Origin of the sequence: Mesorhizobium loti, assembly GCA_014189435.1 — a bacterium.
In the GTDB taxonomy this organism is placed as follows: Bacteria; Pseudomonadota; Alphaproteobacteria; order Rhizobiales; family Rhizobiaceae; genus Mesorhizobium; species Mesorhizobium loti_G.
Map to the genome: position 1 here is coordinate 6,122,562 of CP050293.1, position 20,729 is coordinate 6,143,290.

Sequence of the window (20,729 nt, forward strand, 5' to 3'; positions counted from 1 at the left end):
GCGGATGTTACGGGGCGACCGGGCCAGGCCTACTTTCAGCCCTAAAGGCGAGCGGTATCCGATCGCCCCGCTTATCGCCGGACACGACGTGTCGGGCAATATCTGTCAAGTGATGGCACCCTGAATAAGCGCATACTGCAAGACCAGAGCTTCAGCGAGAGCGCCGGCCGTGTTGTTGCGGATGGTGATGACGGCCTGCCCCGCCGTGCATTGCGCGTTGATCGTATATGCGCCGATCGTGCCGCCCGACTTGTGGTTGATGATCAGCAGATCGTCGGCAGTGATCACCGCGTTTGTCAACGTGAAGCTGACAGCCGTTGCCGCCGCGAGCGATGTTGCCTGCATGGTGATTTGGCCGGTCGGCCGTGCAAGGGAAACGCCAGTCGTCTTGTCAGTCGCTTGCGCCACGGTGCTGCCGGAACCCGCGATATAGCCGATCGCCTTGACTTCTGGCATTACGCCCGAAGCATAGATTGCCGCCCAGTCGACGCCCAACACATGAGCGTTTCCAGTCGTAATGCGCGACCAGCCGATGACATTGGTCGCCGCCACAGGAAGACTGTTGCGAACAAAAGCGCCCCGAACATAGAAGCCAGCAGCCGGCATGGCCGCCGCCGCGATCAATTGCGTCGACACGTTTTGAAGGTAAGTCGCGCTCGTCGGATCAGCGTCGATAATCTCATACAAGAAACGCCCGTCCGCAAACTCCGCGTTGCCAATGCCTTTATTGCTGGTGCTAAAGCCTGTGCCGACCACAGAGCCGACGATGATGTTTCCATCAATCAGATTTTGCCCCGGCAGATTTGTCCGCACCGCGCCGCACGCATTTTGAAAGCGATTGCGCCTGATCTTGAGCCCGACCACGTTCCCGAAATCGACGCCACTCGGCACGCTGTCGGCGAGATAGCTTCCGTTGATATTGCTATTGGCATTCTGCCGGTAAGTGTCGATGTCGAAATTGTTATCATCAATGGAAATATCGACCGTGAAGGCAGAGCTTCCCATCGAGAAACCGCGATTGATAATGTCGCGCGTGATGTTGCGAGCGATCACAACGCCCTCATATTGATTATTGTAGGCAGGAGCCGGCAGAAGGATTGCCGTGCCAACGCTTTCAATAATATTCGCCATGATCAACAGATTGATATAGCTCCCGCCATTGCTCGACATGCCGATACCAGGACGCAAGTCCGCATCGACAATCGCCGGGTCACTTGCCGCACCTTGGCGCAAGACGGTTCCAAAACCATAGCTTGAGAATGCTCCAATCGCCGGGCGCGTGCGCCTGATCACGTTGCCGGAAATGCGGTAGCCCATGGCAGGAGGAACGACGGCGGCCGGATCGTCCGTGTCGACCTCATCGTATGTCCATGGATAGACCCAGGCCGCCGCCGTGGCGTCATACCGCCCCGGCCGCGTTGCGTGGGTGGCGGCTTGTCCGACCGCAATTTGCCCGGTGAAGGCAATAGCAACGGCATTCGAGCTTGGCACGCCCCCTGTGATGTAGACCTGATCGAGAATGAAATTGTTCTCGATAATGATATCGCGAACGGGATAGTTGCCCTCTGGCGTCGTCGCAGCGGGCGTAACGACGATGCCGGCGATATTGCACAGCTCTTGCCGATTGCCGCTAATGCGAGTGACACGAGCGCCAAGAACCTTGATCGGCCCAGCGTTGACAAGATGGTTGTTCGTGACGATGACGCCCTCGCGCGTTCCAGCAACCGAGTTGTCGGCCGTATGCAGCGCGATAGCGTCGTCACCGTTGCGGCGAATGTAATTCCCCTCAACGAGCATGTTAGGCGTGTCTCGACAACGGATGCCGTCAGCCGCAACGTCTTGCACCCAGCAATTCAGGCACTCAAACCGGCCGCAATAGTGGATATCCATTGAGGCGTGGGAAGTCAGCTCAATGAACTTGCACGCATAGAAGGCAATCTCGGTATAGAAATCCAGCCAAACGGCAGTGCCACCCTTGGCCGATCCGGGATCAGTGCCAAACGTCCCCTTGAATTGCAAATGCTCGAACCGCACGGACTTCTTGACGATGTTGTCCGTATTGCGGAACAAGCACTTGTAATTCGGGTCGCTGGTAATGACGCCTGTGCTTTCCTCGAAATGCAGGATCGAGGCGTCCCACCCCTCGCCCCGGAAGATGAGGCCGCCAGCCACAGGATCGAGCGAAGCCGAGGCAGACGCGAACCAATACGTTCCGGCCTTCACATAGATTTCCTTCGACAAGGAAGCCGCCGCCAGCGCGATATTAATTGCGCCCTGGAATGCCGCCGTGCAGTCTGTGGCGTCATCGGCGACAGCGCCGAACCACCGCACGTCAAGTCCGCCGTCAAACACCCGCACCCAGGAGCCGGCCGCGCTGGCGATAGCGCCTGCCTTTAAGAAAACGCCTTCCTGCGAATCGGCCGTGATAAGCGCGGCGAAGTTTCCTGCACGCCAGAGGAAGACGCCTTCACGTCCCGATTCCGTCAGATAGGCCTCCGTGTCCTTGGTCGTGTCGAGCGCCTTGAGCGCTGCGCGGGTTGGGACATAAGGCGCAACATCGAGATAATCGCGAACGATCGATTTGCTGACAAAACTGAGCGAAGAGATGGCAAAGGTGATGGAGCTCGTTCCAACTGACACCGGATTTAAGGTCGTCAGCTGGTATTCGAAGCCGGCGCTAATCGTGCCATCCGTGACCGCGACGCGCGTTCCCTTGGTCAGGTCGCGGTTGCTGTCCATATCGCGGGCGCGCATCCAAAGGCCCGTCGAAGCGATATAGATCCCGTTCTCCCTAGCGTCGGCCTGGTCCTTCACCAACACGCGGTCATCGGCAGCCGTGACGCTTCCGTCGATCGTCTGTAAACCACTCAGGGCGATGTTCGCCGTGGTCGCTAGTCGGCAAGGCGCCTTATATGCTACCGTTTCGCCATAGCCTGTCACTTGATCAACCGAAGTGGTCGCCATTTTTATGGACTCCGTTTCTAAAAAGAAGATTGTCCCGGCTCAGCCTGGGTTCTGGCGCGACCCGCGTTTCAGTGGGTTTGGCGTTCTGGTTGGCATGCTGTTGCTCGCAGCCGTCGCCTTCGCGGTGACGAGCTTCATTGCCGGTGGCAGCAGTTCCGATAAGTGCTGGAATTACGGCGGTCGGTCAGACGACACCGATTGCTAGTTTGCGAGCGCTTGCTTCAGTTGCGGCTTTAGCCCGGCATCGCCAAGGCCGAACCCGCCTTCAATGATCCACCGCCAGTAGGGCAGCGTTGCGAAAGGCGTCATGCCGATTGCGCGGTTAACGTCCGCGTCCTTGATGTCGATGTCGCCGTGCGTTGCCCGAGCGCCGATGCCGAGCAGTTGCGCCGCATCGGTGCCGAGCTGGAATGAAGGCCCGAGGATGGCACCGAACGCGTCACGGTTCGCATAGCGCGAGGCCGGCGCCCGTTGCGTCTTGTCAGGGAAGGCAGCGGCGCTCAGAGCATAGATGCCCGAGCCGCCCAGCTTTTCCCAGGTGTTGTTCACCTCAAATGCGAGCTGGAAAATGCCGGACTTGTCGAGGCCTTCCGCCATCCAGCGGCCAGGGTTGTCATTCAGCGGCCGGTTGGATTCGACTTGCTTCAGATAGAAGGCCAGCATTCCCAGCGTGGACATGCCCACCATACCGGTGATGAACGAGCCAGGCCCTTCCTGCAGCCCGCGCATCAGCACCCTTTGATTGGACGCCAGGGCGAAGCTTTTGAATTGCAGAAGCGCCCGCCCGGTAGGCGTATGGGCGAACAGCGGCACGTCAGCCACCGACTTGGTGACGATGATGCCGTCAACGTCCTTGTTGACCGCAGCGGCGAAGGCACGGCGCGCGCCCTCATCTGTCCAGCCGGCAATTCCCGGAATGTGGACGTTGCCGTCGACATCGCCAAACTCGGCAAACTGCTTTGAGATCCGTTCGGCCATGTGAGCATCGATGCCGAGGAAGCCCATATATTTCAGTTCGGCCGGCGCCAGGCTTTCATAATCAACCGCGGCGTTTTTCAGCAGGCGGTTTTGCACCAGCACCGAGGCGATGGACTTGTGCATATCGTTCCACCAGGGCAGCAGCGTCATCTTGGAAAAGACGTTCGCGGCATTGTCGATGAACCGTTCAAAGGGCGAGCTACTGGCGTAAGGGTCGGCAAGTTCGGCCATGGTCGCAAGCCGGCCTTGCAGCGACCGTTCCGTCACGGCGCCCAGGAGCTTCGCGTCTTCGACCGCCAGCTTGACCGCATCCAGATTGGTCAGGAGCGGCGCTATTCCCTCGCTCATGTAGCGGCCCATGCCGTGGACCATCGGCGGCCGGGCAGCGTCAGACAGCGACGAGACGACAACGCCACCGAGCGAGCGCATGAAGTTGAAGACGCCGGCCATGCGCAGCACCCGAGCGTAATTCGTGTGCTGGGTGTCGACCTTGTATTGACCGCGCAGCAGATCCCGGACGCCGGCTATATCTTCAACGTCGCTCTTCTCGCTTTTAGCGAGCATCTTCAGCGCCTTTTCGCGCGCCTTCGGTTCAAAGTCCGGGTTGGAATTGACGGCTTCGCGCAGGGACAGGTATTCGTTTTTCACCCGATCGAGCTGGCTTGCCAGTGTCGGCTTGCCGGCGCCGCCCATGCGCTTGTCCATATTCGCCAGTTCGACATCGGCCGCCATCACGCGGGCATAACGCCGCCCGATCAGTTCAATGTCGTGTTCGAGGAAGTCTTCAATCAGGTGATCGGGAATGTTGAACGTGCGTTCCTTCAGCGGCCCGCGCGAAGACATCGTCATATCGTAGGACGGCATCCCCTGATTTGCGCGGCCGGTGAGCTGCGAAAAGATATCGTCAACGATGCCGGCGACATAATCGGCACGGTCAGCCGGCGAGACAAATTCGGGAATTTCCTGCTTCACCTTGGGCATCATCGGTTCGAGCTTGTCAGCCTTCACCTTGAGCCCTTCGATGTTGGCGCGCAGCCGGTCCAGTTCGATCGACTTGGCGGTAAGTTCGGCCAGGATATCATCGTTGGCGCCGCCTTCCGCATCGAGCCGCTTCAGGGCTTCGACGCGCTTCGAAAGGTTGCGTTCCTTCAGCTTCGACTTGAACAGGTCGCGGCGGGTTGTGCCGTAGTCGACCACCAGCGCCACGCGCGGCGACGAGTTGGCGAGATCCTTCACCGCATCAAGTTCGGCTTCCATCTTTTCGAGCGCTTCGCCGACCGTCTTTGCTTCGGCCCCGGTGATTTTGCTCTCATTGACGATGGCGTCGGTTGTCCGGTCGAAGTCTTCAATCTCCTGCTCAAAGCGAGAGATGCGCGTATCGATGCCGGCCGTGTTCTTTTCGGCGCCGGTCACGCGGCCGATGAAGTCGCGAACGTCCTTCACCGAGGCGTTAGGAGCCAGCCCTACGCGGTCCAGCCATTCGGCCGCCACTTTGTCCAGATTGTCCAGCGCCGCCGCTGTAGCCTCTTCCTCTGGCGTGCGCAGGGGATTGCCGCCCAGCTCCGAGCGGATCGATTCCATAACCGCCACCGGGTCGACGTAACCGTTGCCGTCTTGCGGAAGGTTCGCAAACATCTCGTCTTCGGCGTGGACGAAATTGTCGACATCGCCGATACCGCCCTTTTGATGAACATGCCCGGATGCGTCTTAGGCGTGACGCCCATTGCCCGAAGTTCATTGTCGAGTTTCGAGCCGACACGAATGCCGCCCTTTGCCTTGATCAGTGCCAGGATCGGCGACCGTTCGGCGAAGGTCTGCTTTCGATTGGCCGAGCGTTCAGCCGCCCTCGCCTGTTTCACCGTGTCGACCATGACGGCATTCTCATCGGCGCCGCGCAGCATCCGCACCACATCGACCGGCGCCCGCTCTTTCAACACGTCTTGCCGCGTCTGTTGCAACTGGCCGAGCGAAGCCACCTTGCGTTCCCGGATGCCTTGGCGTTCGGTCAGGCGGCTTTCGATATTGTCGAGACGTTCGGAGACTTTGCCGAATTGCTCGCGTTGCTTTTCAGCGTCGACAATCCGGTTGCCTACCCTGATTTCGTCGGCCTTGAACTCCAATTGCGCCAACTGGTCATCGATCCAGGGTTTGACGATAGCCTTGAACCGCCCTTCGCCTGCATTGAGCCGGTTCGAATTCCACAGGCGGGTCAGGTAGGACGTTGCTGTCTTGACGTTGACATCGGCCGGCAGCAGGCCCGCACCGATGGCTTCATCCTTCAGCGGATCGAACAGGGTCTTGCGCCAGGATTGCGCCGCCGCCGACACCGCATCGTTTTCGCCGACATCGCCACGGCGCATCGCCTTGCTGACAGCCGTGCGAAACTCTTCCTTTGTCATGTCGAAGCCGGGCTCTTTTCGCGCCTTGGCATAGGTGCCGCGCATGTCTTCCAGAGCTTTGGTCAGGGCGCCACGGTCCCAATATTTGACCGCGCTTTCGACAGCGAGGTTGCCTTCGCCCCGCACGTTCTTTTCGAGGTAGAAGCCGGTTTCGGCCATGTTCGCCATTATCTCGCGAGACGGCGCCGAAGGACTATGCGCAGCGCGCAGCAGCGGGTTGAACCCGGACTGCAGAGCCCCGACCGACTTGGCGCCCGAGGCGATGCCGTAGTCACCGAGGACGGGTTTGTCGACCGCTTGCGCGCCCATGCCGACGCCTTCCGCATGAGCCGCCACTTCCTCAGGTGTTGGGACGTGTTCCTGCAGCGCCTTTTCGACCGAGGCGAAGGCCGCTTGCCTTTCGGCATGGGAGAACAAGGCGCCAGCACCAGCACCCAGCAGGCCGCCGAGGATCGTACCGGCGCCAACAGCCATCGCGCTTTCAGCAATGGGCCGCGTCTGTTGCGTCGATTGCAGGGCGATTTCAGAGACGCCAGCACCGAGAGCGCCGGCCGCCGCCGTGCGAAGAGCGCCCTTGATCACCGTGGCGCCGACCGATGCTTCGCGCACCAGAGCGCCGCCAGGAATGAGCGATGGCAGATCGACCACACCAGCCAGGGCGGACGCACCAGTCCCCCACCAGCCGGCCGCGGCGATCATGCGCCGGTCTTCGGTTTCCATGTCGATTTGCGCCTTCATCGCCTCGAAGCCAGGCGCGTTGAAGACGGTGGCGAACCGATCCCAATTCTTTTCGTACGGCGTCCCCTTGATCTTCTCCCACATGACATCGCCAGTGAAACCGTCTTCGCGCGTGGACAGGTCGACGCCGGCCAGCTTGTTCGAGGCCATCGAGCCAATCGTGTTGTCCTGCCTGAAAGCTGCCCCGAGCAGCGTTGCCGTGTCGGGCGCGACTTCGGCTTCCTTCGGCTTGTAGTCGACGGCGCCGAACGAGCCGAGCGCCGGACGGTCTTCGGGATATTGCAGAATCGGCATTAGAAATTACCCCCCGGTCCGCTACGGAACGCCTTACCGGCATTAGGGTCGCCGCCACCGCGCGGTTGCTGTGGTCGCTGCTCTTCAGGCGTTGCCGGTGGCGCTTCGGCTTCGGCACCCTTCGCGCGCACCAGATCGGATTGAACACGGCCGGCGCCGATGGTCGCTTCCGATCCCAGCGCCTTGATGAAGTCTTGCGTGTTCGGGTCTTGGTTGATCGCCTTGGCTTTGGCGACAGCAGCGCGGTCGATATCATTGGCCTGGTTGTCGACGTTGTGGCGGGTCAGGAACCGCTTCTTTGCGTCTTCCGCGCTCTTCGCTACTCCAACGTTCAAGGTCTTCGGATCGATGCCCCACGGCCCCGCAAACACCTCATCGAACTTCGTCTGCCCGCCTTCGGTGTACTGGTAGAAAAGCCGGTAGCGCGGCGGACGCTTCATTTCGATATCAGCCCGCGTCGTGGCGTTCGGGATGATGGCGATGTTGTCGACCTTGCGCCCGTCATGGAGGCCGGCGACGTAGCCTTCAGCCGTCTTCATGGCGTCTTCGCGCAGATAGTCATATTTGCCATCGATCGGCGGATAACTCAGCTCAGGCGGGAGGCGCATCAGGTTAGGCGCCCCGGATATGGCGCTGACATTCCACCGGGTTTTCAGCTCAGCCAGGGCTTGCGCCTTTGCCGCGCCTTCGTCACCGCCGGTATCATAAAACTTCTCTTCGGCGATTTCCTTGTATTCGGCCATCAGCGCGCTTGTCTGCACAGGCATGATGCCGGCGCCCGGTTCCGCCGAGAGGATGCCGGGGTCGAAGGCGTTGGTGACATCGGCCACGCTCAGGGTCTTTGTGAACTTGTCCAAGCCCGGCTTCAGAACGTCGCGGTTCACCTTTTGCGCCGGGTCATCCATCGCAAGAATGCGCTGCGATGCCTCATCGCCGGACATGCCCCGATCATTCACGAAATGCCGGAAGGCCGCGAGCTTGTCGCGAATGTCGGCCGCACCCTCGACAGCACCGAACGACACAGGCGCCACGGTCTGCAGCGCATCGGCTTGCGACATGGCTGCGGAAAAGACAGCCGGGTCTTTCGACGCGGCGCCCTGCCTCACTTGTGCCTGTAGCGTGTCGGGAATGTAGCCGGTCGCCTTGACGAAGCCTTGCGTGACCACCGGCTGTTGCTCTTCTGGCGTCACCTTGATCATGGCGTCATAGGCTTTGTTGCCAAGCGACTTCTGGTCGCCGTCGAAGCTGTTGATCGAGGCCGCCGGGCTTCCGGCCAGGATAGCCGACACCAGCGCGCCAACGCCACCGTCTTCCTTCTGCTTCGAGCGGAACGCCTTCAACTGCTTCGTGATGTCGCCATCGTCCAGCACCGCGTCACTAAGGATCTGGTCTTCGCTGACAATCTTGCCGGTTTCGATGTTGAGGCCCATCGCATCATCATAGGCCTTGTATTGCGCCTGTTGCTGAATGCGGGTCGCGGTCGCTTCGGTCTGAATGTCCTTTTGCGCGCTCTTAGCGATGGTATCGCGCGAAACATAGTCCATATCGGCAAAGCGGGAATCGACCTTGAAGCCGGCGCCGCCGCGCTGCCCGAGCGGAACGGATTTGCCGGCCATATGCGCATCAATGGCACCACGCGCCCAGGTCGGAACGCTGTCCGAATGGTGCGAGGCGCCCCAGGCGCGGCGCGAACCGATATCGAGGTGCAGGGAATTGGCGTAGACGCCGATGCCGGTAAAGCCGAGCGATGAAGCGGTCTGGATCAGCCGGACACGCTCTTCATGCGAAAGCTTGCTGACATCGAGGTCAAGCGCATTGCCGTGCATGTGTTCGGATTTCCGGGCGCCTCCAGCCCTTGCGTTGCGCTCAGGATCACGGAAGCCCGACACGATAGGCACCGAGGCGCCGAACGCGTTCTGCACTTGCTTGAAGCGCGACATGACAACGCTGTTGACGCCGGCAACGTCCGGGTTTCCAACGCGCCCCTGCCCCGCAGCATCGCCGATGATGATTGGCTGGTCTTCGCCGCCATACTGTTTCGCCTGCGCGTTGTGGAGGTCTTGAGCGTAGGCGGTTGCATCTTCGGCATTGTCGAACTTGCCCAGGTGCTTGCCGGTTTGGCGATAGAGTTTGATGGCGTCTTGGTTGTTCAGGATTTTGCCATCGTCCGAAACGGTCGGGATAAGAACTTCCTTGCCGTCCTCTTCGAATGAGATCGAGCGCACGGTTGAAATCGTGCCGTCAGCATTCTTCACCACCGGCCGCGCATTCAGATCGATGTTGCCGGGCTCTTTCAGGCCACGAGGCGCCGACTGGACGCCACCATCAGCAGCGCCGCCATGAACGCGAGCCAGAACCTTTTTGTAATAGTCGGCCGATTCCTGGGGGATGACGCTGTCGTTGCGACCGCTGGCAATCCACTTGTCGGCCCGATCGGCACCACCATTGTAGGCGATGAGTGCCGCTTCCGTGTCGCCATCGTAGCGAGCCAGCATCTTGTTGTAATAATAGGTGCCGTACTTCTCGGAAACGGCAGGGTCTTTCAGATATTCAGCCTGCGCAGCCGGGTCTCTCGGAAAGTTCGGATCTTGCAACTCCCCGGCAATCTCGACTGCCGTGTCCGGCATGACTTGCATCTCGCCGATGGCACCAGCGCCGGAAACCGCGTTCGGGTCATGGCCGCTTTCCACGCCTTTCATGGCGTTGATGATATCGTCCTGGCCCGGAGCCTCACCGAGAGCCCGCAGCCGATCGGCCGGCTTCATTCCGTTGAGCGCCGCCATCTGTGCCTTGGCCTTCCAGCCACGGCGCAGCGCATCCTTCTCAATCGGGTTTACGTCTTCGTCGGGAATGGCATCGATGAAGTTGTTGCCTTCGAAGACAGCATCATCGAACTTCGACGGGTCGCTATAGAGCCGGCTTTCAATCGCCGTCAGGCCCTCATCGACATTGGTTTTGTAATAGGCCTTGCGCTGCTTTCGTTCAAAATCGCCCGCGCCGCCTTCGCCGTTGATGAGGCTTTCTTCCGTGCTGAAAAGCTTCGCGTCATACACAGGCTTTAGCTCAGGCGGCACGGTCGTCATGAATTGCTTGGCGGCTTCTTTGTAAGCGCCCTGATATTGCTCTTTGAAGCCGAACGCGCCCGGTTCCGCCTTGTCGCCGGCAGCGGTCAGCGCTTGCGCCTGTGCCGACTTGAATTGCTGGTAGCGGCTTTCCGTGTCGAAGAGCTGGGTTTTGTCGACCTTCTCTTTCGTCTGCGTTTCCTTGACCTTTAGACTGGTCGACATGGACTGCAGGCCGGCGCCGAGTTGCGCCACGCCGCGACCAATGGCCGAAGTGTCATAGCTCGCAATCGGCCGACCAGAACGCCCGCTGACAGGGTTGCTCAGGTCTTCAGCGCCAGGCAGTTTCAACGCCATCAGTAGTAAATCCCCGAGGAAGGCGCCGCATATGGCGTCGGGTTCCAGTCCTTCGCGAACGAGCCCACGCCATCCATCAGAGTACCGGCGGCGCCGAAATAGGAGCCGGTTTGCGCGGCTTTGCCTTCCATGCGCGCAGAGGCGGCTTGAGCCCGCCTGCCCTTCGCCCGCTCTTCGCCGCCGTAGCGGATCATGCCTTCGTTGACCGTGCCTTGCGTGATGACATCGCCGGCCAGATCCTGCACCGTTTCATCGAGCGCCCCGAGGCCGGAGGCGCCCGCCACAGCCTGTTGACGCGAGATAACGAAGTTCTTCTCCTTCTTGGCGCGTTCCGCCTCGCGTTGGGCCGCCGCAGTCTCTTCCTTGGCCTGTTGATCGAGCTGCGCAGCCTGAAAGTCGGCAGCGCTCTTCTGCGCCGCGCCAGCCGCCAGTGTACCGGCCGCAGAAACAGCGGTGCCGACCAGGCCGAGGATCGCGCTTAGTCCGAAGTCTGCCATGTCCACACATCCCCATCGTCAGGCTTGAAACCAAGCCGCGAGAGCCATTTCGCCGAGGTCTTTTCGTCAGGATCGCAGAGCGCGATTATCCGCTTGTGCCGCGCCTTCGCGTCATTCAGCAGGGAAAGCGCGGTACGGTGGATGGCGTGGCGATAGGGCCGCGCCTCTTCCTTCAGCGAGCAGAACGCAATCACGTTGCCGCGTGAGAACCAGAAGCCGGCCACCGCAGCCAGCTTGCCGTCGACTATGCCGGCAATGCCGCGCACCGTTGGACCGGCGCCCCTGTCGCCATACCATTCGGTCAGGTGCTCCCGCGTGAGCGGCACGACTTCGTGAGCCATCAGACTTTGTCGTTTGTCTCGACTGCAACGACCGCCGCGTTGAGCACGCAGGGCTTCGGCGCGGTGGCGCGGATGCAAAGGCGGCTGTCCGGCTTCCATTCGCCAGGGAATGCCGTTGCCGGCTCTTCGTAGTCGGTGAACATTTCATCGGTCGTGACTGGCCGGCCCTGATAGAGGCGCGGCAGCCTGTCCATGTTGGTAAAATCGCGGCCGACTTCGATGCCGTCATTGTGGACCCGGCCCATGATCAGGCCAACATAGTTCACCCGCTTGACCTGACTGAGTGCTGTACCCGCCGCAGCGGCATAGGCCAGCTTGGTCGACTTGTAGAGCGCGGTATAGGGCAGGCCGACCATGACATCAGCAGCCGTCACGGCGCTCGTCAGCGTGATTGCGCCGGCCGACACCGTGTAGGCGCCGAGATACTTCCCAGCGGCCCAGGCGACCACGCTTAGGCCGTTCAGATGCGAAAGTCCGGTCACGCTCGTTCCGGTAACGGCAGGGATGACCACGAAGCTGTCAGCCATCTTGTTCATCGTGCCGCCGAGGCATTCCGATTCCATCGCCATCTTGTCGAGATAGCGGACGGTCGACGCGCTTACCGTGCGGCGAACCCGATAGAAGACTTGGTCTTCATCTTCACCCGGCAGCACCGAAACGCCTTCAATGAAGCCGGAGCCGCCCACCGTGAGCCTTGACCAGCACGTCACGTCTTCGGACGGCTCATAGGTCAGCAGCACGACAGAACCATCATCGAGCCAGACGTGAGCCCGCGTGTCCGGTTGCCGTTGAATGGCCATGCCGACGACATTTGCCGCGCCCGTCAGATCCGGGCAAAGCAGCGTCAGGTCGCGCGGCGCGTATTCATAGGTGTTCGGGTCAAAGATCAGTTCGAAAAGCCGCTTGCCCGAGCGCTGCGCAAAGATGCCGCGACCGTCGATCTTGACCGCCGACACGCCTGCCCGAGAGCCCTGCGTTGAAGGCGCCCCGGCTTGGGCATTCTGTGGCGTTAGCGGTTCATCGAACGAGGTCGATTTGATTGAGAACTCAGCACCAGGCGTTCCGATGATCGGCCGGCTGAGAGAGAGCATGAAGTTGATGGTATCCACCGGCCCCGAGCCGAGGGTGCGGTTGATTGGCCCGGCATCGCCTTCGAAGTCCGGGTCAAAATTCTCGTAGTCATCCGAAACGGAGAAGATGAAGCGCGACTTGCCAGCCCAACCGAGCCGGCCCTTGTCGAAGGCCACACCGCTAGGCCAGCCCTGCCGATTGGACCAGATGCCTTCCTGCCAATTGTCAGTGTATCTGGTGTTGTTGGAGCGATCCAGCACCTCGACCACCGCTTCGGTCTGCGAATTGATGGAGAGCACCCGGCAGACGCTGTAGCCGCCACCGCCATCATAGTTGACCGTGACGACAGCCGTTCCAGAGGTGTAGGAGCCTTCCTCAAAGCCGAGCTTGTAATAGATGATGGCGTTGTCGTCCTGGTCGTCGTTCGCAGTCGACCCGAGGTTGGCAGTAATGTCGCTGGTGCCACCGCCTGCAGAATATGGGAAACGCTTGAAGCCGCTGTCCGGGCCATCGAATGAGCGCTGCCACCGGAGCGTTCCGACCCATGTTCCTGCGATGGTATAGCTCCAGTTGCGGTCATTATATTCGCTGGTCTGGACGCCGGTCACCCGGAAGGGGTTCGTGTAAGCGCCGGCCGCGCCGAGATTGTAGGTTTGCGCGACGCCTTCATTGAACATGCGGAACAGTGCGCCGACATGCGTTGACTTGAAGAACGGCAGGTCAGAGGTCAGCGTGGTGTTGCCGTTGGTCGACGCCACCTTCAATTTCACGCGCGCCGTTCGGGCGCTGTAGAAAGGGCCGTTGTTCGGCTGGTAGAGCACCAGCGACCAGCTATCGCCCGCCCCCCTTCGTTCAATGCGCCGCTGCTGGAAACCAGTGCAGGCCAGGAAGAGCACGTCAGCCGACTGATCCCACCGAACGAACGGCAGATCGGCCGCCGCATAAGGGATATCCAGTTCCATCGTACCAGCCGAAGCGACTTGGCAGGATGCAACGATCCTGTCGATATCCAGATCCGATTGAAACTGGATGTAGAAGTCGCCGGTTGGCGTGAAGGCCAGGCTATGGGCGCCGGTTCGCAGCGCGGTCTCCGTGATGTACTCATCGCCGCCAGAGGTCGAACCGCAACGAAACGTCACAGACCCGCGTGTCACTGCGATGTTGAGCGCATGACGAAGGCCGATGTTGCCGCCCGACACTGTGATTTGGCGTCTGCAGACAGCCAGGCCACCGACATTGACGGCATTTAGCACGAGCCCGGAGCCGCCGAAGGCCAGCACGCCGCCATTGGTCGACGCGTCTGTCCAGCTTGTCGAGGTGGCAAAGGTGCTGTTCGATATCGTGGTACTGACAGACACGCGCGAAATCAGCACGTCATTGATGCGAACCCGCATCTTGCCATCTGCCATTTCAATCAGAGCGGTGTCGGTTGTCGATGCAACGAACGGGATATCGATCCCAAAGGCATTGTTTCGACTGCTCCCGAGGTAGCCGAAGCCAGGGCGAAGGAACATCGAGCCGGCCGTCTTCGGCAACCAGTTTTCCATTATTTCCGCAGACAGGCGGATGCGATCGACATCAACCCGCGTCAGCGCAGAACTGGAAACCAGCCCCCGGTTGAAGGCCAGCAGAGGCGCATTGGTTTTTGCCATCAGCGGAGCCCGGACGGCCTGCCGCGCGAGGAAGAGCCACGGCTTTGCACCAGCCGGCCAGGAGGTGGGTATCTGGTTACCGCCTCATTCATGGCATCGGTGTTCGAAGCCTTGTATTTGGCCTTGTCCCTCGCCTTGTCGAGCCGGTCTTTCCGCTCAGCCGAGCCGGTCACTTCCTCACAGGTCGCAAAGGCAAGGCACGTCTCGACATAATCGACAAAGGTTTGAGGCCACAGACCGAGATCCATCCCATAGTCTTGGTCGTTCGAGATGTAGCGGAAATAGATCACCGACATATCGGCCAGCACGCGGCTGGCGCGGTCATCGTAGTCAAGCAGCGGCACCTTCCCGTAAGGGTCGCTTGTCACGCCTGCCGTGCGTATCCAGTCGTCCGGCTTGTCGAAAACATACTGATAGCCGAACGAAGTCCCAACCGAAGGCGTCGCTTCGAGCTGCACGAACCGCATGGCAAAATTCCAGAAGGCAGCCTCGAGGCACGCCTTCACGGTCTTTGCATACTCGGCATCGAGCGCACGGCGCGCTTTCCCCTCATCCGTGAGGGCGGCAAGGCGCGGCTGACCAAGCTTGATCAGGGCGCCATTGTACAGGGAAAGCTGGTCCGTCATCGGATCAAGCCGCCTTCAGGTTTTCCGCGATCCAGGCGACGCCGGCTTCTTTCGTTTCTAGCATATCGGCGAGGACCGTCTTGTCCTTCGTGCGGATGACACGCCAGCCGCCGTTCGGGCCGCCCCAGCGCACTTCATGTTCCGAAGGCTTGGCAAGGGTCGTCTCATTGGTGAGCGGCACAGGCCCGCTCGTATAGGCCACACGAGCGCCGCCGGCCGCACCCTTGCCGACTTCGAGGACCATCACTTCGCCGAACCATGCCTTGTCGAAGCCGACAACTTCGATGATGTCATCAGCCCGGAGCTGCGGACCGACATGGACCCAGAAGGCCGGGTCGAGAAGGTCTTCAGCCTTTGTGTTGGCGTAGAGAGACACGCGGTAGACAGTGCGCTTGCTTTCGGCCAGCAGCAGGCCATTGACGTTCAGGGGCATGGCTCGTTCCTTTCGGTTGATTACGCGTAGATGACATTCAGCCCGAGCACGTCGCCGGCAGCGATGGCGGTAGTGTCTGCATCAGCTGCAAGAGCCGTGATGGCGTAGGAAATGCCGGTGGCGAAGAACATGCCGCCAAGATCGAAGTTGAAGGCCTGGGAGGCAAAGAGCGGGATGGTGAGAACGGGCGTGTCTGTGCCTACTGTCGGCGCCGTGGCCTTGTTGTAGATTTTAAGGAAGCAATTGGCCGCCGTGGCCTTCAGGCCGACCACTTTCAGCAAATCCCCAGCCGATGCTTTCGCGACCGTGGCGTTGGTTGTGGCTGCCGACGACACGATGCGAGAGGCGGCATTTGGCTTGCGCTGCCGATCCCATGTCGTGCCGTTGAAGGTATACCCAGCCGTTGCCAGTGGTCGCAGCAACACAGCACTGGCGCCAGGGTTCCCCATGGACGTCAGGTTGGCGTTGACCACGGCATCGGCGCCGGCAACGATTGGCGCGGTGTTGAACGTGCGCAAGTTGCCGTTGACATCCGATTGGGCGTCGGCGCGCTGGCCTGTGACGATAGTTGGCTGCGTCGTGTTGTAGATGCCGCCGACTTTGACCGGCGCGCCTGCGTCAGCAACACCGGACGCCACATTTCCGACCACGGCGGACGGAGCCGCAGCCGTACCACCGCCCGACATGAACAGCGGATGCGTCGCGTCGATCGGGTTGCCAAGAGCGTCAACAAGGAGGACAGGCTTGACTTTGGTCGAACTCGGATCGCCGACCACAAGGGGAAGAGCTTCGGCCATCGCCGGTTCCTTTCGATGAAAGAGAAAGGGCGGGAAGCCGAAGCCGCCCGCCCATGTCGCCTTAGTCGGTGTCGGTGGTGCCGACAGCGAGACCGTCAGTCAGATCGACGCCGGCCGAAGTAGCCAGGTTGACCGTGTGGATGGTCGTGGCGTTCGAGCTGTCCGTGTCGGTGACGAAGACGATATCATTCGCCCTCATGCCGAGCTGCCAGCCGTTCGTGAAGTAGTTGTTGACCCGGACCAGAGAGGCCGCGTCGACCGATTCATACTTCCAGATACGGAAGCCAGCGATGCCCTGAGAGATCAGGACCGGAGGGTTGGTAGTTGCGTAAGCCATTGTGTCAGCCCTCCTTTAGACGCCGACGATGGCAGAGCCATCATGGTTCATGACAACGACGCCGCTGTTCTGCAGCAGCTTCGAACCCATGAAGGCGGAGGCGCGAGCCCAGGAATAACCCTGCTCTTCGTCATAGCCGACCTTGGATTCGAGGTTTTCAGTGTCCGCCGCGTGGCCGATGGCCGAGCGATGGTAGAGGAACGCCTTTTCGGCATTCGTGCCGACGCCCGGAAGCGTCGGATGCACCAGCCAGTTGACGCCCGCCCAGCGCATGACGCGCTTGATAGGACCGCCGGCCAGCGGCTGCACGTCGACGTAATCGCGAGACGTGAAAGTCGCATCGCGCATGAAGTACGTCAGCATTGCGGGAGTGATGAGCCCCCACATGTTTTCGATTTCCTGGATTGGCACGGCTGCCAGGCCCAAGATGCCGATTGCCTTGGTGACGAGGGTAAGCGAGCCGGTCACAGCGGCGCCGGTGTCAACGGTGCCGTTCGCCAACTCGGTGATGATGTCCGCGTCAACCTTGCGGTTCATCACCTTGAGCGAAGTGTCCTGCATGATGCGCTTCTGGTCGCCCTGGGAAGCGAAGATGTTGAAGTCGGTCTTGCGCACCAGGTCGTGCCATTCCACCAGCGTTGCGGTGTTCTGGGTCAGGTTGTCGCCACGTGCCGTGATCAGGCCGTTGACGCCACGCGTGCGAGCTTCCGCGCCGCCACTGTCGGCCACGAGGAATATGGCTTCGTTACCCTTGCGCACGAACTCGGTCGTGCAAGACATGCGCAGCGGGCTTTCACCGGCTTCGAAACCGGCGATGTATTCCTGTCGATACTGTTTCTGGAATGCCGTGTCGGCCATGGTCCAGATTCCTTCTAATGAGGGATCGGGAGCCGTAGGCAGGTTGTCCGCAGGCCAGGGTCGCGGGTTGTCCGGGTTGAACCGGAGCCGCTAGACCGCCCTTCGGCGCTGATTACGTGCTGGTTTGGGTAGAGCCGCTATGGACGGAGCCGCGTGGCGGGTTGGCCGTCTTCGAGCGGGATATCAGGCCTTGAGCTTGTCGCGGGCCGTGATCAGTTGGCGATAGCGCTCTTGCGCTTTCGTATCCTTGTGCCAGGCGGCGCGCTCGGTCTTCATGCGCTTTTCCATCGAGGCAATTTCAGCGTGGAGGCCTTCCGCCGACGAGCCGCCGGCCGGCACTATGGTCGCCATCGGGTTTTCGGCGACCGCCTTTGCAGCGAAGAACCGCAGCACATCGGGATGATTGCCAATCTTGGACCCGTCAGCCAGCCGGCCGCCCATCAGATTGTCGAAAAGCGCGGGCTGGACGTTCTCAAAATAGGGTCGCATCGCGGCAAAGTTGCCGTCGAAGTCGCCGCCCCATTCCTTTTTCAGATCGGCCGCCGCCTGCTTCTTGAAATCAGCGTCCCTAGTCGCCTGCTGGAACTGCTGTTCCTCCTGCAGCGCATAGTATTCATCGACCATTTCGGCCATGTCGGTCGGAGCGATGCCCTTCTTGATGGCGCGTTCGGCGAAGGCAGCGACGATCGGCTTGTCATCGTCGCCGATCACCCGCTTGTCGGGCAGGACAATGGCCTTGACGAAATCATCGACGGCTTCAGGAATGTTGTTCGACTTGCGATAGGCCGCCCACTCTTCATCGGTCGCCTTGTCGCCGGGCTTGCCCTTCGGCTTCAGCCCTTCAGAAATCTTGCGCTGTGCCTCTTCCTGCGCCTGGAGCAGCGCTTCAGGCGAGGTGAAGCGCTTGAGCATGGCGAGTTTCTTTTCATCGCCCTTCGCCATCTTGTCGCGCCAGTCTTTGCCGAACGTCCCTTCCTCTTCGGTAGCGACCGGCGCTTCCTTTGCAGGCGCAGCAGCCGGAGCGGCAGCAGCAGGCGCAGGCGTGGCGTCAGGAGCGGCTTTCGCCGGTTCAGTAGTCACAGCGGCGGCAGGCGTGGCTACCGCTGCAGCAGCACCCGGAGCGGGGTTTTCGGCCGTAGCCGCGCCCGCAAGAGTGTCATCGGACATCAGTGGTTCCTTTCGGTTTCGTCAGCAAATGGATTGGCGTGTTGACCAGCTTCAGGATTTGCCGGCCGACGCTCATGCGGCCGGTCAGGCGCGCGGTGACATCAGGCTGTCCAGGGACGAACGGCTCATCATGGGTCATCGCCGCCTTGTGGACGATCCAGGCCATGGCCCGCTTCTGTTGTCCTTCCGAGGCATTGCCGGCGGCGACCGCCTTGACGGCTTCGACATCGAGGTCATCGTAATCGGCAGGCGCCATCGGGTTGAACCGGAGCCCGCCACGCGTGGAGGGTTGCTTCATGCGGCTTGCGCGCCCTGCAGAGCCCGGACCATCGGAGCGGCCTTGCCAGCGGCTTCAGCAGCCCCGCCAACGGTCGCTTCCGTGTTCGCCGCTTGTGCAGCAGCCGCCATCTGGTCGGCCGCCGCCTTCATCATCTTGTCGTTGTTGAGCCATTCTTCCGGCCAGCCAGTGCGGCGCAGGAGGTCTTTCGCAATCGCCATGGCGTTCGGCAGCTTGGCAACCATCGGGTCGAGCGCAGCGGCTTCCTTGACCACGCCCAGGCCTTCGATAAGCTTTTGCTGCATGCCTTCGTCTTCCAGATCCTTGATCGGGCTCTTGAAAGAGAACTCCACACCGGAGCCCTTGAGCGCGTCCGGTATCTCGTTGGCTGGGAAGGCGCCGAGCGAGCGCATCACCTTGAAGGTTTCCGAGCAGAGCGGTTCGGAATATTCGATTTCCACCGGCTCAAACATCGGAATGTGCGCCCGCATCTGTTGTTCGACCACCTTACGGATTTGATAGGCAGTCATGCCCGAGGTGTCCGGTATCTGCACCTTGTCGGTCATGAAGCCCATGCGGATGGTCTGGTCGAGACGGTCAGACATATTCTGCCCGGCAGGCAGGCCGGAGAAGTCCAGCGCCAAAGGCCGCAGCGCATCGCCCAGGCGCTCATCATACTCGCGATCGAGCCAGGTTATGCCGCCGGCGCCGAGGCCGATATCCGAGCGGACCACGTCCATTGTGGCAATCATCGGCGGGTCGATCGCCTTTTCACCGGCTTCGAGCAGGATGCGTTCGATTGCCTGTTGCGTCCGGCTGTCGGGCAGGATGATCGAGGTGAAGACCGAGCGGGCATATTGCGAGCCCGAGACGGTGGGACCACGAGGGACGATGTAGCCGCGATAGGTGCGGCCGATGTTTTCGAGGACTTCGCCTTCGCAGTCGGGCAGCACCCACAGCGAAATGAACTCTTGTTCGGCCCGAACCGAGATGCCGGTATCGTAGGAAGCAGCAGGCACCAAGACATGACGGGCAGAGATTTTCTTGTAAGGGTCTTTCGCCGCGTCCCGCGTCAGCGCTTCAGGAACCTTGCCCGGAAATAGCTGCATGAGCTGGGTAATCGTCGGCTTGCAATTGCGGTGCACGTCCGAGACGTTGCCGGCATAGTCTTCCGACCATGCGCAATCGCGCAGATGCCAGTTGCGATAGAACAGGTTGCGCCGGTCAGACGTTGGCGTCACTTCGATGACAGCCTGCCCAAAGGTCAGGTGATCATGATCCCCGGCTTCGGTCGCCTTGGTGAAGCCGGCGCCGTTCCGATACATGACGGCGCGCTGCATTGTCGTGGCGTATTCCAGCCAGGACCGAGCCTCAGGCACCTTGTTGCGCCCATCATCGAGCGATTTGACTTCGAAGAAATCGGACGGTCGCAACATCGTTCGGTAGAGGTCTGCCATGTCGCGACGATAGATGGCGGCACGAGACGAGAACGAGCCCGAGGCATAGTCGGAGCCGATGTTGAGCGGTCCGGTGAAGTCGGCCCGGTCATAATAGAAATGCTCTGCCAGCTCCTGCCAATGGCTCAGCAGCGGCGTCTTCTCGCTGAAGAGCCGGTTGCCGTTGTCGACAATCGTTTGGACGGCGGCAGAGGTCGCGGTCAATGTGTCACCCCAGGGATGATCAGGTTGGTTCCGGCAGCGGCGCGAGCCATGACTTCCATGCCATGGTCGACATTGGCGTTGACCACAGCCCGCATCTTCTTGCGGTTGCCATGGCCCTTGCAGCCGCTGACAATGGCAGCGCCAGCGCAGAAGCCGAGGATGCCGACGATTTCGTCAATCATCATCGGAGATTGCCGAGTGTGCGCCGCCACAGCATCGC

15 protein-coding genes are annotated in these 20,729 nt (G+C 60.8%); all 15 read right to left on the minus strand.

All coding sequences use genetic code 11. The features are described 5' to 3' along the window. Positions 1-105: 105 nt before the first annotated feature. Positions 106-2,964: a hypothetical protein gene (locus tag HB777_29330; GenBank protein QND67634.1), complete on the minus strand. Its 2,859-nt coding sequence runs from the start codon at positions 2,962-2,964 to the stop codon at positions 106-108. Between the two features lie 201 nt (positions 2,965-3,165). After that, on the minus strand, positions 3,166-5,577 hold the full coding sequence (locus HB777_29335) for a hypothetical protein (GenBank protein QND67635.1): 2,412 nt from the start codon (positions 5,575-5,577) through the stop codon (positions 3,166-3,168). A gap of 1,795 nt (positions 5,578-7,372) precedes the next feature. Further along, on the minus strand, positions 7,373-10,792 hold the full coding sequence (locus HB777_29340) for a transglycosylase SLT domain-containing protein (protein ID QND67636.1): 3,420 nt from the start codon (positions 10,790-10,792) through the stop codon (positions 7,373-7,375). Continuing rightward, positions 10,792-11,289: a hypothetical protein gene (locus HB777_29345; protein ID QND67637.1), complete on the minus strand. Its 498-nt coding sequence runs from the start codon at positions 11,287-11,289 to the stop codon at positions 10,792-10,794. Before HB777_29345 ends, HB777_29340 begins: the two co-directional genes overlap by 1 nt. After that, a complete protein-coding gene (locus HB777_29350) occupies positions 11,271-11,630 on the minus strand; it encodes a hypothetical protein (protein QND67638.1) in 360 nt (119 codons plus the stop codon). Before HB777_29350 ends, HB777_29345 begins: the two co-directional genes overlap by 19 nt. Then, positions 11,630-14,353, minus strand: coding sequence for a hypothetical protein (locus HB777_29355; protein QND67639.1), 2,724 nt, complete (start codon positions 14,351-14,353; stop codon positions 11,630-11,632). Before HB777_29355 ends, HB777_29350 begins: the two co-directional genes overlap by 1 nt. Next, positions 14,353-14,979: a hypothetical protein gene (locus HB777_29360; protein ID QND67640.1), complete on the minus strand. Its 627-nt coding sequence runs from the start codon at positions 14,977-14,979 to the stop codon at positions 14,353-14,355. Before HB777_29360 ends, HB777_29355 begins: the two co-directional genes overlap by 1 nt. A 4-nt stretch (positions 14,980-14,983) precedes the next feature. Next, positions 14,984-15,412, minus strand: a complete 429-nt coding sequence (locus tag HB777_29365) for a hypothetical protein (protein ID QND67641.1) — start codon at positions 15,410-15,412, stop codon at positions 14,984-14,986. 20 nt (positions 15,413-15,432) lie between these two features. Then, entirely contained in the window at positions 15,433-16,209 is a 777-nt protein-coding gene (locus tag HB777_29370; protein ID QND67642.1) for a hypothetical protein, read from the minus strand. Between the two features lie 61 nt (positions 16,210-16,270). Then, a complete protein-coding gene (locus tag HB777_29375) occupies positions 16,271-16,546 on the minus strand; it encodes a hypothetical protein (protein QND67643.1) in 276 nt (91 codons plus the stop codon). A 15-nt stretch (positions 16,547-16,561) separates the two neighbouring features. Continuing rightward, positions 16,562-17,404, minus strand: coding sequence for a hypothetical protein (locus HB777_29380; protein ID QND67644.1), 843 nt, complete (start codon positions 17,402-17,404; stop codon positions 16,562-16,564). 183 nt (positions 17,405-17,587) lie between these two features. Continuing rightward, the gene (locus HB777_29385) at positions 17,588-18,571 is read right to left on the minus strand and encodes a hypothetical protein (GenBank protein QND67645.1); all 984 of its coding nucleotides are present in this window, start codon (positions 18,569-18,571) and stop codon (positions 17,588-17,590) included. After that, positions 18,561-18,869, minus strand: a complete 309-nt coding sequence (locus tag HB777_29390; GenBank protein ID QND67646.1) for a hypothetical protein — start codon at positions 18,867-18,869, stop codon at positions 18,561-18,563. The genes HB777_29385 and HB777_29390 overlap by 11 nt, the downstream gene beginning before the upstream one ends. Further along, positions 18,866-20,509 carry a hypothetical protein gene (locus HB777_29395; GenBank protein ID QND67647.1) on the minus strand — a complete coding sequence of 548 codons (1,644 nt, stop codon included), beginning with the start codon at positions 20,507-20,509 and terminating at the stop codon, positions 18,866-18,868. Before HB777_29395 ends, HB777_29390 begins: the two co-directional genes overlap by 4 nt. Beyond that, entirely contained in the window at positions 20,506-20,694 is a 189-nt protein-coding gene (locus tag HB777_29400; protein ID QND67648.1) for a hypothetical protein, read from the minus strand. The genes HB777_29395 and HB777_29400 overlap by 4 nt, the downstream gene beginning before the upstream one ends. Positions 20,695-20,729: the final 35 nt, after the last annotated feature.

Coding starts and splice junctions, on each gene's coding strand:
- HB777_29330 (QND67634.1), bottom strand. CDS start 2,964: ATGGCGACCACTTCGGTTGATCAAGTGACAGGCTATGGCGAAACGGTA.
- HB777_29335 (QND67635.1), bottom strand. CDS start 5,577: ATGTTTGCGAACCTTCCGCAAGACGGCAACGGTTACGTCGACCCGGTG.
- HB777_29340 (QND67636.1), bottom strand. CDS start 10,792: ATGGCGTTGAAACTGCCTGGCGCTGAAGACCTGAGCAACCCTGTCAGC.
- HB777_29345 (QND67637.1), bottom strand. CDS start 11,289: ATGGCAGACTTCGGACTAAGCGCGATCCTCGGCCTGGTCGGCACCGCT.
- HB777_29350 (QND67638.1), bottom strand. CDS start 11,630: ATGGCTCACGAAGTCGTGCCGCTCACGCGGGAGCACCTGACCGAATGG.
- HB777_29355 (QND67639.1), bottom strand. CDS start 14,353: ATGGCAAAAACCAATGCGCCTCTGCTGGCCTTCAACCGGGGGCTGGTT.
- HB777_29360 (QND67640.1), bottom strand. CDS start 14,979: ATGACGGACCAGCTTTCCCTGTACAATGGCGCCCTGATCAAGCTTGGT.
- HB777_29365 (QND67641.1), bottom strand. CDS start 15,412: ATGCCCCTGAACGTCAATGGCCTGCTGCTGGCCGAAAGCAAGCGCACT.
- HB777_29370 (QND67642.1), bottom strand. CDS start 16,209: ATGGCCGAAGCTCTTCCCCTTGTGGTCGGCGATCCGAGTTCGACCAAA.
- HB777_29375 (QND67643.1), bottom strand. CDS start 16,546: ATGGCTTACGCAACTACCAACCCTCCGGTCCTGATCTCTCAGGGCATC.
- HB777_29380 (QND67644.1), bottom strand. CDS start 17,404: ATGGCCGACACGGCATTCCAGAAACAGTATCGACAGGAATACATCGCC.
- HB777_29385 (QND67645.1), bottom strand. CDS start 18,571: ATGTCCGATGACACTCTTGCGGGCGCGGCTACGGCCGAAAACCCCGCT.
- HB777_29390 (QND67646.1), bottom strand. CDS start 18,869: ATGAAGCAACCCTCCACGCGTGGCGGGCTCCGGTTCAACCCGATGGCG.
- HB777_29400 (QND67648.1), bottom strand. CDS start 20,694: ATGATGATTGACGAAATCGTCGGCATCCTCGGCTTCTGCGCTGGCGCT.